Source organism: Streptomyces sp. NPDC047886 (assembly GCF_043204435.1).
GTDB lineage: Bacteria > Actinomycetota > Actinomycetes > Streptomycetales > Streptomycetaceae > Streptomyces.
This window is the reverse complement of sequence record NZ_JBIDCF010000006.1, coordinates 473,388-488,596: the sequence shown is the minus strand read 5'-3', so window position 1 is coordinate 488,596 and position 15,209 is coordinate 473,388. Positions and strand designations below refer to the sequence as shown.

The following is a 15,209-nucleotide window of genomic DNA, read 5'->3' as shown; positions in this document are numbered from 1 at the left end:
TCGCCGGCCGGTTCCCGTTCGGCCCGTTCGACCCGGCCCTCGCCGGGGCAACTCTCCTGAGACCTGTGTGAGTTGCTCCGACATGTGGTGGGGGGACCGTGGCCGTGAGACGGAGGCCGGGTACGGCGCTGGTCGCGCTGGTGTGGTGCGCGCTGCTCGGGGCGGGCCTGGTGGGCGCGCCGCCCGCGTCGGCGCGGGGTGGCGACGCGCCCGCCGCCGCCGAGGTGGCGACCGGTGTCCGGTACGGCTGGTTCGACGTGGCGTCGCCGCGCGGAACGGCCCGCGCCCATCTGCTCTCGGTCGATCTGAGCGACCCCCGGGTGTCGGTGGGGCTGCTGTACCCGGGGGTCGTGGCGGCACGGGGCACGCTGTCCTCGCTGGCCGACGGCGCGGCCGCGGTGGGCGGGGTCAACGGTGACTTCTTCCATCTGACGGAGACCCAGCATCCGGGTGTGGAGGCGACGGGCGCGCCGGTGGGGCCCGCCGTGGTGGACGGCCGTCCGTTGAAGGCGGCCGTGCCGAACGGTCAGCGTTTCGGTCCCGCGCTGCCGCCGGGCACGAACACCCGCCAGGTGCTGGGTGTCGACGAGGAGGGGCGGGCCCGGCTCGGTGAGCTCGTCCTCGACGGGGCGGTGACGACGCCTCAGGGCGAGGTGCCGCTCGGCGGTCTGAACCAGTACGCGCTGCCGGTCGGCTCGGTGGGGGTGTTCACCAAGGACTGGGGCGCCGCGTCCCGGGCGCGGGCCACCTGCGGCACGGACACGTCGCGGGCGGCGCCGTGCAGCGAGGAGACCTACGAGGTGACGGTCAGGGACGGCAAGGTCGTCGCGGTGGCGGGCGCACCGGGCCGGGGCGCGATCGCGGCCGGTACGGAGGTGCTGGTCGGCCGGGAGGCGGGAGCCCGGCAGCTGCGGGCGCTGGCGGTGGGCGACCGGGTGGCCGTCCGGTACAGGCTGGTGTCCGCCGGGTCCGCGGCGGGCGTGGCGTACCGGTTCGCGGTGGGCGGTTACCCGGTACTGCGGGGTGGTGCGCCGCTGCCCGGCATGGACGGGGTGACGGCGGCGGTGCGGACGGCCGCGGGGGTCGCGGACGGCGGCGACCGGTTGCTGCTGCTGGCGCTGGACGGCGGCGCGGGGTTCCGTTCGGGGCTGACGGTGGTCGAGATGGCCGAGGTGATGCGGGGCCTCGGCGCGTCGGACGCCGTCAACCTCGACGGCGGAGGTTCGTCGACGCTGGTGGCGCGGACGGGCGCGGGTGCCGGGGTGAGTGTGCTCAACCACCCCAGCGGCGGTTTCCAGCGGCCCGTGCCGAACGGGATCGGTGTGTTCGTCACGGCGTGAGGGGCCGGCCTCGTCGGGGTGCGCGGGGCCGGCCGGCCTTCAGGGCCTGGTCAGGGCTTGAGGCTGCTGACCACGTCGGCGGTCGCCGACACCCCGTTGTAGATGGTCGGCGCCAGGCTCGTACTGGCCAGGAAGAACCCGAGCAGGGCGCAGACGAGCGCGTGGGAGACCTTCAGTCCGCCGCTGCGCAGGAAGACCACCGCCAGGATCAGCAGTAGCAGCACGACGGAGACGGATACGGCCATGGGTCACCCTCCTCGGCCCGGCACCGCACCTGTTGTGCGGCATTCGGCGGCCAGTCTGGCGGAGCGACGGCGCCGTACGGCCGTACGGCGTGTCCGCCGAACGGGTAGGAATCGGCGCCGGGCCGTTACGCGGTCTCCGGCGCGTCACACGGCGGACGGCTCGTTCCCCGCACGCGGCGGGGCTGCGCACTCGTCCCAGCGGACCGTCCGGTCGCACCAGCGTTCCAGGAGGACCCGGTCGTGGCCGACGGCGAGCAGTCCGGCGCCGTGCTCGCGGCGGTAGGTCTCGACGGCGGCGACCAGCGCCGCGGTGGTCGAGGCGTCCAGCATCGCGGTCATCTCGTCGCACACCAGCCAGCGCGGCCTGAGCGCCAGCGCGCGGGCGAGGCAGGCGCGTTGCAGCTGTCCGTCGCTGACCTCGTGCGGGCGGCGGTCCGGCAGGTCGCCGGTGAGCCCGACGGCGGCGGTGAGTTCGGCGACCCGGTCGGCCACCAGGGCGCGGCGGCCGGTGGCCCGCAGCGGTTCGGCGATCAGGTCGCGCAGGGTGAGCCGGGGGTCGGCGGCCATGCGGGGCTGCTGGAAGACGACTCCGATCGCGGTGCGCAGCTCGCGCGGGGCGCGATGGCGCCAGCCGGTGACCTCCGTGCCGTCCACGGTGACGCGTCCGGCGTCGGGCCGGTGCAGCAGCGCGGCGACCCGGGCGAGCGTGGACTTGCCGCAGCCGCTGGGTCCGAGGAGGCCGACCGCCCGGCCCGGCTCCACGGTCAGGGTCGCGTCACGGACGACGGGGTCGCGGCGGTCGTAGCCGGCGGTGACGGCGTGAAGTTCAAGCACGGGCGGTCTCCTCGGCGGCGGCGGGGTGGTGGCAGGCGAGACCGTCCGTGAGGCGCGGCAGGGACCGGCAGGTGTCGGTGGCGCGGTCGCAGCGCGGCGCGAACGCGCAGCCGTCGGGGAGGGCGCCGAGTTCCGGCGGCAGTCCGGGGATCGGGGTGAAGTCCCGTTCCGGGAGGGCGGCGAGCAGGCCCCGGGCGTAGGGGTGGCGGGGGCCGGGGTCGCCGAAGAACCGGTCGGCGGGCGCGAGTTCGACGAGGCGGCCCGCGTACATGACGGCGACGCGGTCGGCGACGCGGCGGGCGGCGGCCAGGTCGTGGGTGATGAGCAGCAGGGCGTGGCCGTCGTCGGTGTGGCGGCGCAGTTCGTCCACGGTGCGCTCGACGAGGTCGCGGTCGAGTCCGGTGGTGGGCTCGTCGGCGAGGAGGAGCGGGGCGCCGCCGATGAGGGCGAGGGCGGTCGCGGCGCGCTGGGCGAGGCCGCCGGACAGCTCGTGCGGGTGGTGGTCGAGGTGGCCGGCGGGGAAGGAGGCCCGTTCGGCGGCGGCGACGGCGGCCGCGCGGACAGCCCGCCGGGGGGTGCGGGTCAGCTCGCGGAGGGTCTCCTCGATGTGGGCGCGGACGGTGCGTACGGGCGTGAGGTGGGCGGCCGGCGACTGGGGGACGAGGCCGACGCGCCGTCCCCGTACCGTACGGGCGAGGGTGCGTTCGCCGGCGGTGAGGACGTCGACGCCGTCCACGACGGCGGACCCGGCGGTCTCGGCGTTGCCGGGCAGCAGGCCGAGCAGGGCGGAGGCGAGCACGGACTTGCCGCAGCCGCTCTCGCCGACGAGGGCGAGGCACTCCCCCGCCGCCAGGTCGAACGAGGCGTCGGTGACGGCGGCGATGTGCCGTCCGCCGCGCATCCGGAACCGTACGGACAGTCCGCTCACGGACAGGACCGGGGTCACAGCGTCAGCTCCGATCGGCGGCGGGGGTTGGCGCGGTCCCGCCAGGCGCCGGCGAGTCCGGCGATGGCGAGGGTGGGGACGATCAGGAAGAGGCCGGGGAAGAGGGTCGGCCACCAGTCGCCCGCGAGCAGGGAGCCGCGGGCGGACTGGACGAGGTTGCCCAGGCTCGCCTGGTGGCTGGGGAGTCCGAGGCCGAGGAACGACAGGGCGGATTCGTGCCACATGGCGTGCGGCACCATCAGGACGGCCGCGATCCCGGCGTGTGGCGCCACCCCCGGCAGCAGGTGCCGTACGGTCACCCGCCATCGGGATGCGCCGCCGGAGACGGCCGCGTCGATGTACGGGCGGGTGCGCAGCGACAGGACCTCGGCGCGGACGATCCGGGCGGTGGACAGCCAGTGCGTGACGGCCACGGACGCGATGACCGGTCCGGTGCCGGGCCGGAACAGCGCCACCACGAAGATGCCGAGGAGCAGGTGCGGCACGGAGGAGAAGGTGTCGACGATCCGCATGACGAGCCGGTCGGTCCAGCCGCCGAGCGCGGCGGCCGTCGCGCCGACGGCCGTGCCGACGATGGTCGCGGCGAGGGCGGCGACGAGTCCGACGAGCAGCGAGACGCGCAGTCCGTGGACGCAGCGGAGCAGCAGGTCGCGGCCGACGTCGTCGGTGCCGAACGGGTGTGCCCAGGACGGCGGCCGCAGCTTCATCGACAGGTCGACGGCCTGTTGGTCGAGCTGGACGAGCGGCGGTACGAGCAGGACGGCGAGGGCCACGGCGGTGACGGTCGCGGCCGACGCGCGGACCTTGAGGGTGCGGGTGGAGCGGCGGGCGCGGCCGTGGGGTCTCCACTGCGGTTCAGCCATCGAAGCCCACTCTCGGGTCGGCGAGTCCGTACAGCAGGTCGGACAGGAGGTTGCCGATGAGCACGGCGGCGGTGGCGAGCACGGTGAGCGCGGCGAGCAGCGGGAAGTCCACGGACACGGCGGCCTGGACGGTGGCGGCGGCGATGCCGGGCCAGCTGAAGACGGTCTCCACGAGCAGGGCGCCGGTGATGAGTTCGGGTACGCGGGAGCCGACGAGGGTGAGGACGGGCAGCATGCCCGAGCGCAGGGCGTGGCCGAGGAGGACGGTGCGTTCGCCCAGGCCGCGGGCGCGGGCGCCGCGTACCGGGTCCTCGTCGAGCGCGTCGGCGACGCCTTGGCGGACGTACAGGAAGAACCAGGGCAGCTGGGTGAGGCCGAGCACGGCGGCGGGCAGGACGAGGTGCGTGGCGACCTGTGCGAAGGTGACGGTGTCGCTGGCCGTGTCGGTGAGCCCGCCGGCCGGCAGCACGTCCAGTTGCAGGGCGAAGACCCAGATGGCGAGCAGGGCGAGCCAGAAGGCGGGCGCGGCCTCCAGGACGTAGGCGGCCGAGGTGGCGCACCGGTCGAGCGGGCCGCCGCGGCGGCGGGCGGCGAGGACGCCGAGGAGGGTGCCGAGCAGGACGGCGACGGCGAACGCGGTGGCGGCGAGGAGCGTGGACCAGCCGACCCGTTCGGCGATGACGTCGGCGACGGGCTGCCGCATGACGGCCGAGTCGCCGAGGTCGCCGGTGACGGCTGAGGTGAGCCAGTGCCACCAGCGGCCGGGCAGCGGCTCGTCCACGCCGAGGTTGGCGCGCAGCTGGTCGAGGGTGGCCTCGGAGGCGGTGAGTCCGGCGGTGCCTGCGTACGCCTTGACGGGGTCGAAGGGGGAGGCCGCGGCGATGGCGAAGACGCCGAAGGTCACGGCGACGAGGACGGGTACGGCGAGCAGGGCGCGCCGTACCGTCATCCGGGCCATCGCCCCCCAGGGGAGGCGGCGGTTCACTTCTGCCGCTTCTTCGGGGTCCAGTCCTCGACGTTCCACCAGGGTCCGGAGGCCAGTCCGTGGTCGTGGGGTTCGACCTGGGTGGTGAGGCCGGTCCACTTGTCGGCGAGGACGTAGAGGTGGTCGATGTGGGTGAGGAAGGTGTAGCCGGGGTTCTGGACCAGTTCGCGCTGGACGGTGTCGTAGGCGGCCATGCGGGCGGTCTTGTCGTCGGTCTTCCGGCCTGCGTCGAGCGCCTTGTCGACGGCCGGGTTGTCGTACCAGGCCATGTTGTTGAAGCCGTCGCCGGCGAGGGTGGACTTCAGCAGCGGGTACTGGTCGAAGTCGGGGTCGGCGGGGGCGCCGCCGCCCGCGAGGACGGCGTCGTGCTTCATGCGCGGTTCGATGACCTCCCAGGTGCCGGCCTGGGTGGTGATGTCGATGCCGGCCTTCTTGGCGTCGGACGCGTAGGCGAGGGCGTGGTCCTGGCGGAGCTTGTCGCCGGAGAGGTACCAGAGCGGGAAGGCGGCGCGGACGCCGTTCTTGACGCGGATGCCGTCCTTGCCGGGCCGCCAGCCCGCGTCGTCCAGGATCTTCCGGGCGCGGGCGAGGTCGTGGGGGCGTTCGGTGCCCTTGGTGAACCAGGCGCTGCCGGTGGGGACGGGGCCGTAGGCGGGCTTGCCGGCGCCGTCGAGGATGCCGTCGACCATGGCCTGCCGGTCGACGGCGAGGTCGAGGGCGCGGCGCACGGCGGTGTCGCCGGACACGGGGTTGTGGGTGGGCAGGGTGACGGTGCGGTAGTCGTACGTCTTCGCGGCGTACGTCTTCTTCGCGGCGTCGTTCTCGAAGCCCTTGGCGAGGTTGGGCGGGAGGATCGCGCCGTCGAGGTCGCCGGAGCGCAGCCGGGTGGCGCGGACGTCGTCGTCCTTGATGATCGCCATGGTGAACCTCTTCACCTTGGGCGCGCCGCCCCAGTAGCGCGGGTTGGCCTCGAAGGTGAGCTTCTCGCCCTTGGACCAGCCGGTGAGGACGTACGGTCCGGTGCCGATGGGCCGGGTGGTGAAGGGGCCGGAGTTGACGTCCTGGCGGGCGGCCGCGTGTCGGGGGGCGATGGCGTGCACGGTCCGCTGCGCGAACGGCGCGTAGGGGTACTTGAGGGTGAAGACGACGGTGTGGTCGCCGGCCGCCCGGACGCTTTCGAGCGCGTCGAGTTCGGTCCTGGACGGGTTGTTCGTCCTCGGGTCGAGGATGGTGCGGTAGGTGAAGACGACGTCCTCGGCGGTGAACGGCTCGCCGTCGCTGAAGGTGACGCCGGTGCGCAGCTTGTACGTGTACGTCAGCCCGTCGGCGCTCACGTCGGGCAGGGCCGCCGCGAGGGCGGGCGTGAGCCTCATGCCGGCGTCGAAGGCGAGGAGCCCGTCGAAGATCTTGGAGTTGCCGTCCTTGCCGTAGCCGAGCAGCGGGCTGAGCGTCTCGGGCTCGTACGCGATGCCGACGACCGCGCTGTCCGGGGCGCCGCCGCGCTCGGCGTCGGCGCCGCCCGGGTTCGAGCAGGCCGCCGCGGTGAGGGCCAGGGTTCCGGCCAGTGTCGCGGCGGCCGCTGCGCGTATGACGCGGCCGGTTCGGGCGGTCATGCTGCCACACCCCTCATGAAGATCCACTGTTGTTGCGAACGACTCGCAATTAAACAGCATGTACAGGGGTGGGCGTTCCTTGGCTCCTTACCGGGCGGGGGCGGGCGCCGGGGCCGGGAGGTCGACGAGGGCGGCGACGGCATCCTTGTGCGCCCCCGCCGTCCCCAGCGCGATCGCGTCCGCCTTGGCGCGCTTGAGGTACAGGTGCGCCGGGTGCTCCCAGGTCATGCCGATCCCGCCGTGCAGCTGGACGCACTCCTCGGCGGCGCGTACCGCCACCTTCGAGCAGTGCGCCTGGGCCACCGCCACCGCGAGCGGCGCGTCGGCGCTTCCGCCCGCCAGCGCGTCGGCGGCGTTGCGGGCGGCGGCGCGGGCACCGGCGACCTCCAGCCAGAGCTGGGCGAGCCGGTGCTTGAGCGCCTGGAACGAGCCGAGCGGCCGGTTGAACTGATGGCGGGTGCGCAGATGGCGCACGGTCTCCTCCAGGCACCACTCGGCCAGCCCCAGCTGCTCGGATGCGAGCAGCCCGGCGCCCACGAGCAGACCGCGCCGGACGGCCGCGCGGGCGGTGTCCGCGTCCGCGAGCCGCCTTCCCCCCGCGGTGGCGGTGACGCGGGCGAGCGGGCGGGTCAGATCGAGCGGGACGAGCGGCTCGACGGTGGCGTCGGCGGCCTCGACCGCGTACAGCCCGTCGGGGCGGAGCACCAGCAGGACGTCGGCGGCCGCCGCGTCCGCGACACCCGTCACCGTGCCGTCGGACGCGGCCGGTGCGCCGGAATCCGCGCCGGTGGCCGGTCCTGTGGCGAGCGGGACGGCGAGCACCGCGACCTCGCGCCCGGTGGCGAGCTCGCCCAGCAGGTCGCCTGCTCCGGCCTCCAGCAGCGTCGCGGTCGCGACGACGGCGCTCGTGAGGTACGGCACCGGGGTCACCGCGCGGCCGAGCTCCTCCAGCACGACGGCGGCCTCCCGGTGGCTCGCGCCCTGGCCGCCGAGCTTCTCGGGGACCAGGAGACCGGCCAGGCCCATGTCACCGGCGAGGGTGCGCCACAGGTCACGGTCGCAGGGGTCGCCGTCCTCGACGCGTGCGGCGAGTGCGGCCGGGTCGGCCCGGTCGGCGAGCAGGGAGCGCACGGCCGCACGGAGATCGGTCTCGGCCTCGGAGTAGAGCAGATCGGTCATCGTGCGAGGTCCTTCCAGGCGACGTCCTTCTCGCCGCGCGGCTCGGAGGGCAGTCCGAGGACGCGTTCGGCGACGATGTTCAGCAGCACCTCGCTCGTACCGCCCTCGATCGAGTTGCCCTTGGAGCGGAGGTAGCGGTAACCGGCGTCCCGCCCGGTGAAGTCGACGTGCTCCGGGCGGCGCATCGTCCAGTCGTCGTACAACAGCCCTTCCTGGCCGAGGAGTTCCACCTCCAGACCGCTGATCTCCTGGTTGAGGCGGGCGAAGGCGAGTTTCATGCCGCTGCCCTCGGCGCCGGGCTGTCCCGCGGCGAGCTGCTGCCGCAGCCGCTCCCCCGTGAGACGGGCCACCTCGGCGTCGACCCAGAGGTCCAGCAGCCGCCGGTGAAGGTCGTGGGTGCGCAGCTCGGGCCGTTCGCGCCAGGTGCGGGAGACGGTCCCGATCATGCCGCCTTCGCGGGGGACGCGGGCGCCGCCGATGGAGACGCGTTCGTTCATGAGGGTGGTGCGGGCGACGTTCCAGCCGTCGCCGACGGCACCGAGCCGGTGGGCGTCGGGGACGCGTACGTCGGTGAGGAAGACCTCGTTGAACTCGGCCTCGCCGGTGATCTGGCGCAGCGGCCGCACCTCGACGCCCGGGTCGGTCATGTCGCACAGGAAGTAGGTGATGCCCTGGTGCTTGGGCAGGTCGGGGTCGGTGCGGGCGATCAGGATGGCCCAGCGGGCGACATGGGCGCTGGACGTCCACACCTTCTGGCCGTTGACGATCCAGTCGTCGCCGTCGCGGACGGCGCGGGTGCCGAGGGCGGCGAGGTCCGAGCCGGCGCCGGGCTCGCTGAACAGCTGGCACCACACCTCGTCGCCGACCCACAGGGGGCGCAGGAAGCGGCGCTTCTGCTCATCGGTGCCGTAGGCGAGGATCGTCGGCGCGGCCATGCCGAGGCCGATGCCGATCCGCCGGGGGTCGTTGTCGGGGGCGCCGGCCGCCTCGAGTTCGGCGTCCACGACGGCCTGGAGGGAGCGCGGCGCGCCGAGCCCGCCGAGGCCCTCCGGGTAGTGCACCCAGGCGAGTCCGGCGTCGAAGCGGGCCTTGAGGAAGCCGGTGCGGTCGGTGGTCGCGGGCGGGTGCGCGGCGAGCAGCTCGCGGGTCATGCGGCGCAGGTCGTCGGCGTCGGGCGGGGTGGCGGGCGTGGCGGCGGTCCGGTCGTCGGTCACCGGGCGGCTCCTTCCGGGAGGACCACGAGCCGGCCCGTGGTGGTGCCGTCGGCGACGCGCTGGACGGCGTGTGCCGCGTCGGCGAACGGCACGCGGTCGCTGACCAGCGGCTTGATCAGGCCCTTCGCGGCGAGCGTGGTGAGGGTGTCATGGCAGCGGATGACGGCCCGCGGGTCCTTCTGGTTGTACAGACCCCAGTGCAGGCCGAGGATCGAGTAGTTCTTGACCAGGGCGTGGTTGAGGGCGGGGGCCGGGATGTCGCCGCTCGCGAAGCCGACCACGACGATGCGCCCCTCGAAGGCGACGCACTTGGCGGACCTGGTGTAGGCGTCGCCGCCGACCGGGTCGTACACCACGTCGGCGCCTCGGCCGCCGGTGGCCTCCTTGACGGCCGCGACGATGTCGTCGGTGTGCCGGTCGACGACGGTGTCGCAGCCCAGCTCGCGGGCGACGGCGGCCTTGTCGGCGCCGCCCACGACGCCGACGACCCGCGCGCCCGCCGCCTTGCCGAGCTGGACGGCTGCGCTGCCGACACCGCCGGCGGCGGCGTGGACCAGCAGGGTCTCGCCCTCCCGCAGCGCGGCGCGCCGGTGCAGGCCGAACCAGCCGGTCTGGTAGCCGATGTGCAGGGCGGCCGCCTCGGCGTCGTCCAGCGCGTCGGGCGCGGGCAGGACCGCCGTGGCGTCGGCGACGGCGTAATCGGCGAAGCCGCCGTGCGGCAGGGCGGCCGTGGCGATCACCCGCCGGCCGTCCTCGGTCTCGGCGCAGACCTCCACGCCGGGGGTGAAGGGCAGCGGCGGGCGGACCTGGTAGTGGCCGCGGCAGAGCAGCGCGTCGGGGAAGTTGACGTTGGCGGCCCTGACCTTGAGCAGCAGCTGCCCGGGGCCGGGTACGGGCCGCTCCGCCTCTTCGCGCCGCATCACCTCGCTCGGCTCGCCGTTCTGGTGCACGCGCCATGCCTGCATTGGGGGCCTCCACGGTGGATCGGGCAACCTGGGCCGGACTCGGGCGACGGGTCGTCGGCCGGTACCGCACCGGCTCGCATACTAAGCGGTCGCTTGCTCGTCTGGGAACAGCCCGCCGCGGAATCCCGCCAGCGGGCCCCGCTCAGCGGCCGAAGACCTCGAACGTCACGGCGGGGCGGCCCCCGAAGCGCGGCGCGGCCGACTCGGCGTTACGGGTCAGGAAGGTCCGGCAGTACTCCTCCGGGTCCTGGTCGGTGAGCGCCTCGATGTACGCGCGGTGTTCGAGCAGGGACAGGACCGCGCGCTCGAGACCGGGCGTCGCGTCCACCGCGTGGGTCGGTGTCGAGGAACCCGCGACGGCGACCCAGCGCACCCCGTTCCACGGCTCGAGGCCCTGCTCGACGAGTTCGGGGAAGATCCAGCGGTTGCCCGCGTCGGCGGCGGCGTCCAGCGTCGCCCGGCCGACGGCGACATGATCGGGGGTGTTCCAGGCGACACCGCCCCAGGTGTCGCGGTGGTTGAGGGTGAGGACGAGCTCGGGGCGGTGGCGGCGGATCGCGGCCGCGATGTCCCGGCGCAGGGCGAGCCCGTACTCGATGACACCGTCGCTGTGGTCCAGGAACTCCACCGCGGACACCCCGACCACGGCCGCGCTCGCCCGCTGCTCCCGCTCCCGCAGGGGCGCGCACACGGCGGGGTCCAGCGTGTCGATGCCCGCCTCGCCCCTGGTGGCCAGGGTGTAGACGACCTCGCGCCCCGCGTCGGTCCAGGCGGCGACGGCCGCGGAGCAGCCGTATTCGAGGTCGTCGGGGTGGGCGACGACGGCCAGGGCGCGCTGCCAGTCGTCCGGCATCGGGGCGAGCTGGTCGGGGAGTTGACGGGGCGTCTGTTCGGTCGCTCGATCGTTCATGGGGCGCAGGATACGGCCCGCCGGTACGGCTCCGCCGATCTCACCCCGCGGAGTCCCGCCGCACCTGGGCGGCGAGGGCGGCGGTCAGCCAGTCGTGCGCGGCGCCCATCGTCGGCTCCGACGGGCCGTTCAGTTCGCCGACGAGCCGCCAGTACAGGTCGATACGGGGATCGTCGGCGAGCTGGGCGCTGAGCCGGCGCCGGAAGGCGGCGGTGTCGCGCACGCCTCGGGCGCGGGCGTGGGCGGAGACGAAGCAGTCGAGTGCCTCGCCCTCGTGCGGCGGCCGCCCGGCCCCGCACTCCCGTGCCGTCAGGAGGAACGCCTCCCAGAGACCGTCGTAGAGCACGGCAGGACGGCAGTTCTCGTCCGGCCGGTGGGCGGCGGGCTGGGCGGCCTCCTTGCCGGGGCGGGCGTCGGCGGTGAGGGCGTGCAGCCGGGCCAGGGCCAGCACCTGGTCCGGCCCGGGATCGTCGGGGAGCTGGGGAACGGACTGGTCGACGATGGCGCGGACCAGCCGGGCGGGGAGCCTCGGCGGCAGCCAGCCGCGCCAGAAGCGCGCGAGCGCGGCCGTGCTCGGCGGGGTGGACACGGCGCCGATCAGCCGCAGCCGCTCGGCGCGTTCCCCGGGGGCGCTGTCCCGGAGCAGTCGCAGGGCCGCCTCACGCCAGCGCAGCGCGACCAGGCGGGAACCCACCTCCCGCAGGTGCCCCTCGATGACGTCCTCCAGCGCCTCCTCACGCTCCAGGACCCGGCCGACGTCCGGGACCGGCAGGTCCAGGGTGCGCAGGGAGCGGATGAGGCGGAGCCGGTCGAGCGCCTCGGGGCCGTAGCGGCGGTGGCCGCCGGAGCTGCGCGCGGCTTCGGGCAGCAGTCCGCGATCGGAGTAGTGGCGGACGGTCTTGACGGTGACGCCCGCACGCGCGGCCAGCTCTCCGATGCTCCACATGCCGTCGTCGGACATGCCGTCGTGGGACACGACTTGAACCTCCCTCAGGGGGAGTTCCTACCGTACCGGCGAGCGGGGACGGCCCGAGCGGCCGGTCCCTGGACCACGGCGTACGAGGGAGACATCCATGACGGCGTTCATCCTGGTGTCGGAGGCCTGCACCGGCGGCTGGATATGGCGGGACGTGGCCGCCCGGCTACGGGCGGCGGGGGCCGAGGCGCACCCGGTGACACCGACCGGCATGGGCGACCGCCGGCACCTGGCCGGGCCGGACACGGACCTGCGGACGCACATCCGGGACGTGCTGGAGGTGCTCGACCGGGTGGCTGACCCCGAGGTGGTGCTCGTCGGCCACGGCTACGGCATCCACCCGGTGCTCGGCGCCGCCGATCTGCGGCCGGAGCGGATCGCCCGGATCGTCCACCTGGACGCGGGCATGCCACAGGACGGGGACACCGCCCTCGCCCTGGTCCCGGACCAGGCCCTGCGCGAACGGATCGCGCGACGGGAGGGTGCGGAAGGGGAGGGGGCGTCCGGGGCGGGAGCGGCCGGGGAGGAGGCGGGAGGGGACGACTGGCTGATCCCGCCGCCGGCGGCGGGCGAGTGGGAGCGCTGGGGCAGCACCGCCGGCGTCCCGGCGGACGCGCTGGCACGGCTCGCCCGGCTGGCGGCGCCGCAGCCCGTGGCGACGCTCACGCAGCCGCTCCGGCTGTCGGGGGCGGCCGCCGACCGGCCGGCGACCGGCGTCCTGTGCGTCGCCAACGGTCCCGGCATCGCCCTGGTCGAGGCCCTCGTTCGGCTCGGGGATCCCCGCCTCCAGGCGCTCACCGAGCCGCGCGTGACCTTCTTCGAACTCGACACCGGGCACTGGCCCATGCTGTCCGTCCCGGAGGAGCTGGCCGGCGTACTGCTCCGGGCGGCAGCCGGGGAGGGCCACCGGCTGGCCCCGGCGACGGACGAACCGCCCGCGCACCTGCGGCCGTTCGTCCTCGACGTGCCCGAGCGGCCGCGTGAGCGGGTGGGGAACGCCGATCTGTACCTGCCCGACGCCGACGAGCCCCGTCCTGCGGTGGTGTTCGTCCACGGCGGCCCGGTCCCCCGGGACGTGCGGCCGACGCCGCGCGACTGGCCGGCCTTCACCGGCTACGGCCGGTACGTGGCGAGTCTGGGCGCGGTCGGCGTGACCCTGGACCACGGGCTGCACGACATCGCCGACTACGCGCGGGCCGCCGATGACGTGGCCGCGGCGGTCGAGCGCGTACGGGCCGATCCCCGTGTCGACGGAGAACGCGTCGCGCTGTGGTACCTCTCCGCCGGCGGGCTGCTGTCGGCGGACGCCCTCGGCGCGCCGCCGCCGTGGCTGCGCTGCGTGGCGGCGTCCTATCCCATCCTCGCGCCGCTGCCGAGCTGGGGGCTCTCCGGCTCCCGGTTCCGCCCGGCGGAGGCGGTGCGGAACGCGGGGCGCCTGCCGGTCGTGCTGACCCGGGTGGGGCGTGAGTGGCCGGAGATCGCGGTGACGGTCGAGGAGTTCCTCACCGCCGCCGAGAAGTGCGGGGCCGCCGTCGAGGTGGTCGACGTGCCGCTCGGGCACCACGGGTTCGAGACCGTCGACCACACCGACGAGGCCCGCGCCGCCGTGCGGACGGCCGTACGGTCCGTGCTCGCCCACCTGCGGAGCTGAGCGGCACGGCGGGCCGATCAGCGCGCGGCGGGCCCATGCCGCTCAGGGCGCCGCGGGCCCCGTGCCGCTCAGCGCGCGGCGGCCCCGCGCCCTCAGACCTCGCCTCGGGCGAGGGCGAGGAGGCGGTCCAGGACGCGGGTGCCGCTCGCCCGGACACCGTCGTGCTCGTACTCGTCGGTCACCCACGTCCGCAGGCCCCGGACGGCGCGGGCGGTGGCGAGCGAGTGTGCGGTGTCGACGTACATGTCGTCGTGGTACACGGCGGCCGCGACCGGCACGGTGTTCGCGGCGAGGCGGTCCGCGTCGTACAGGGCGGGCCAGTCTGCGCGGGCGGCGAGCAGTTCGGCGGTCTCGCGCAGCGGGCGCAGCGCGGGGTCGGTCTCGAAGTGCCAGGGGTGGATCGTCTCCCCGGTGAAGAGGAGCGGCTCGTCGGCCGCGAGCGTCTTGGCCGCGTCGAACCCGGGGAACTCGGCGCGGACCCGTTCCGCCGCCCACGCGGTGGGCGCCTGCCCCTGGGCGTAGATGGCTTCGTGGAGCACCGCGTACAGCGGGTGGCTCGCGAACGACAGCTGGTTCGCCACGGCCTCGAGGAAGGCGTCCGCCAGGGTGTGACCGGCCGGGGTCCGGACGAAGGCGTTCTCCAGGAGGTAGTGCAACTGGTGGCTGCCGTCGCCGCCGCCGAGCAGGATGCCCAGGGACTGGAACGCCTCGGGAGTGAGGAGGTGGCCGCCCGGCAGGACCGTGCGGTGCTCGATGAGATGGGCGGCGATCCGGCGGGCGCGCTCGACGTCCTGCGGGTAACGGGCGTAGTGGGCCTCGACCTTGCGCCGGATGCGCGGGTAGGCGGCGCGGTAGACGTCGTCGGCGGTGGCGTCGAGGGAGGGCAGCCCGCCCGTGATGATCGCGGCGCTCAGCCCTTCGGGCGCGGTGGACAGGTAGTGCGTGGCGCAGAAGCCGCCGAAGCTCTGCCCGAGCACGGTCCAGGGGGCGCCGCCGGTGACCCGGCGGCGGATCAGTTCGCAGTCCCGGACGATGGAGTCGGCGCGGAAGTGGGCGAGGTAGTCCGCCTGGGCACCGGGGCCGCCGCGCAGCGGGAGCGTCTGCCGGTTGGCGGGGGTGGAGCGTCCGGTGCCGCGCTGGTCGAGGAGCAGGACCCGGAACTCCTGGACGGCGCGGCCCAGCCAGGCCTGCGCGCCGGTGAAGCGGCGGGCCGCACACCCCGGGCCGCCCTCCAGGTACACCAGCCACGGCAGGTCCGCGTCCGCCCGGCCGGTGGCGACGACCTCGCGGCCGTACAGCTCGATCTGCTCGCCGGAGGGGTCGGCGTGGTCGAGCGGAACGGTGAAGCGGTGGTCGGTGAGGACGACACCGGGCTGGTGGTAACTGGTCAAGGCTCCTCCTGTCGTGTGCGCGCCCCCGCCCGCTCGGTGGACGCTCAGTGGACCATACGGGCGGGGGCGCGGTGCGGGGAGGGAGGGGGCCGGGAGG

Annotated in this window: 14 protein-coding genes; 2 read left to right on the top strand and 12 right to left on the bottom strand. The window is 74.9% G+C overall.

Annotation, left to right across the window (positions count from 1 at the left end):
- The first annotated feature begins 104 nt into the window (after positions 1–104).
- Positions 105–1,340, top strand: a complete 1,236-nt coding sequence (locus ACGF5U_RS22710; protein WP_392711838.1) for a phosphodiester glycosidase family protein — start codon at positions 105–107, stop codon at positions 1,338–1,340.
- A 50-nt stretch (positions 1,341–1,390) separates the two neighbouring features.
- On the opposite strand, the gene ACGF5U_RS22705 is transcribed toward ACGF5U_RS22710, so the two are convergent.
- From ACGF5U_RS22705 to ACGF5U_RS22655, 11 genes are all read right to left on the bottom strand, one after another.
- On the bottom strand, positions 1,391–1,585 hold the full coding sequence (locus ACGF5U_RS22705; protein ID WP_392711836.1) for a hypothetical protein: 195 nt from the start codon (positions 1,583–1,585) through the stop codon (positions 1,391–1,393).
- Between the two features lie 144 nt (positions 1,586–1,729).
- Positions 1,730–2,419, bottom strand: a complete 690-nt coding sequence (locus ACGF5U_RS22700) for an ABC transporter ATP-binding protein (RefSeq protein ID WP_392711834.1) — start codon at positions 2,417–2,419, stop codon at positions 1,730–1,732.
- Entirely contained in the window at positions 2,412–3,320 is a 909-nt protein-coding gene (locus tag ACGF5U_RS22695) for an ABC transporter ATP-binding protein (protein ID WP_392711933.1), read from the bottom strand. Before ACGF5U_RS22695 ends, ACGF5U_RS22700 begins: the two co-directional genes overlap by 8 nt.
- 41 nt (positions 3,321–3,361) lie before the next feature.
- On the bottom strand, positions 3,362–4,228 hold the full coding sequence (locus ACGF5U_RS22690; protein WP_392711832.1) for an ABC transporter permease: 867 nt from the start codon (positions 4,226–4,228) through the stop codon (positions 3,362–3,364).
- Positions 4,221–5,213, bottom strand: a complete 993-nt coding sequence (locus tag ACGF5U_RS22685; protein WP_392711830.1) for an ABC transporter permease — start codon at positions 5,211–5,213, stop codon at positions 4,221–4,223. The genes ACGF5U_RS22690 and ACGF5U_RS22685 overlap by 8 nt, the downstream gene beginning before the upstream one ends.
- Positions 5,210–6,826 carry an ABC transporter substrate-binding protein gene (locus tag ACGF5U_RS22680; protein WP_392711828.1) on the bottom strand — a complete coding sequence of 539 codons (1,617 nt, stop codon included), beginning with the start codon at positions 6,824–6,826 and terminating at the stop codon, positions 5,210–5,212. The genes ACGF5U_RS22685 and ACGF5U_RS22680 overlap by 4 nt, the downstream gene beginning before the upstream one ends.
- 87 nt (positions 6,827–6,913) lie before the next feature.
- Positions 6,914–8,005: an acyl-CoA dehydrogenase family protein gene (locus ACGF5U_RS22675; RefSeq protein ID WP_392711827.1), complete on the bottom strand. Its 1,092-nt coding sequence runs from the start codon at positions 8,003–8,005 to the stop codon at positions 6,914–6,916.
- Positions 8,002–9,156: an acyl-CoA dehydrogenase family protein gene (locus tag ACGF5U_RS22670; RefSeq protein WP_392711931.1), complete on the bottom strand. Its 1,155-nt coding sequence runs from the start codon at positions 9,154–9,156 to the stop codon at positions 8,002–8,004. Before ACGF5U_RS22670 ends, ACGF5U_RS22675 begins: the two co-directional genes overlap by 4 nt.
- 59 nt (positions 9,157–9,215) lie before the next feature.
- Complete coding sequence (locus tag ACGF5U_RS22665; RefSeq protein WP_392711826.1) at positions 9,216–10,184, bottom strand: NADPH:quinone oxidoreductase family protein; 969 nt, start codon at positions 10,182–10,184, stop codon at positions 9,216–9,218.
- Between the two features lie 142 nt (positions 10,185–10,326).
- Complete coding sequence (locus ACGF5U_RS22660) at positions 10,327–11,094, bottom strand: PIG-L deacetylase family protein (protein ID WP_392711825.1); 768 nt, start codon at positions 11,092–11,094, stop codon at positions 10,327–10,329.
- Positions 11,095–11,134: 40 nt separating this feature from the next.
- The gene (locus tag ACGF5U_RS22655) at positions 11,135–12,055 is read right to left on the bottom strand and encodes a MerR family transcriptional regulator (protein ID WP_392711929.1); all 921 of its coding nucleotides are present in this window, start codon (positions 12,053–12,055) and stop codon (positions 11,135–11,137) included.
- A 112-nt stretch (positions 12,056–12,167) separates the two neighbouring features.
- Here ACGF5U_RS22655 and ACGF5U_RS22650 point away from each other — a divergent pair, with 112 nt between their 5' ends.
- Positions 12,168–13,721 (top strand): alpha/beta hydrolase, encoded by a 1,554-nt coding sequence (locus tag ACGF5U_RS22650; RefSeq protein ID WP_392711823.1) that lies wholly within the window; start codon positions 12,168–12,170, stop codon positions 13,719–13,721.
- A gap of 92 nt (positions 13,722–13,813) precedes the next feature.
- Here ACGF5U_RS22650 and ACGF5U_RS22645 read toward each other — a convergent pair whose 3' ends face one another.
- Positions 13,814–15,112 (bottom strand): alpha/beta fold hydrolase, encoded by a 1,299-nt coding sequence (locus ACGF5U_RS22645; RefSeq protein WP_392711822.1) that lies wholly within the window; start codon positions 15,110–15,112, stop codon positions 13,814–13,816.
- Positions 15,113–15,209 lie beyond the last annotated feature (97 nt).

Bases quoted from the DNA above. Each gene is read 5' to 3' on its own strand.
- ACGF5U_RS22705 (WP_392711836.1), bottom strand. From the start codon at position 1,585: ATGGCCGTATCCGTCTCCGTCGTGCTGCTACTGCTGATCCTGGCGGTG.
- ACGF5U_RS22650 (WP_392711823.1), top strand. From the start codon at position 12,168: ATGACGGCGTTCATCCTGGTGTCGGAGGCCTGCACCGGCGGCTGGATA.
- ACGF5U_RS22690 (WP_392711832.1), bottom strand. From the start codon at position 4,228: ATGGCTGAACCGCAGTGGAGACCCCACGGCCGCGCCCGCCGCTCCACC.
- ACGF5U_RS22665 (WP_392711826.1), bottom strand. From the start codon at position 10,184: ATGCAGGCATGGCGCGTGCACCAGAACGGCGAGCCGAGCGAGGTGATG.
- ACGF5U_RS22660 (WP_392711825.1), bottom strand. From the start codon at position 11,094: ATGAACGATCGAGCGACCGAACAGACGCCCCGTCAACTCCCCGACCAG.
- ACGF5U_RS22675 (WP_392711827.1), bottom strand. From the start codon at position 8,005: ATGACCGATCTGCTCTACTCCGAGGCCGAGACCGATCTCCGTGCGGCC.
- ACGF5U_RS22695 (WP_392711933.1), bottom strand. From the start codon at position 3,320: ATGCGCGGCGGACGGCACATCGCCGCCGTCACCGACGCCTCGTTCGAC.
- ACGF5U_RS22655 (WP_392711929.1), bottom strand. From the start codon at position 12,055: ATGTCCGACGACGGCATGTGGAGCATCGGAGAGCTGGCCGCGCGTGCG.
- ACGF5U_RS22670 (WP_392711931.1), bottom strand. From the start codon at position 9,156: ATGACCCGCGAGCTGCTCGCCGCGCACCCGCCCGCGACCACCGACCGC.
- ACGF5U_RS22680 (WP_392711828.1), bottom strand. From the start codon at position 6,826: ATGACCGCCCGAACCGGCCGCGTCATACGCGCAGCGGCCGCCGCGACA.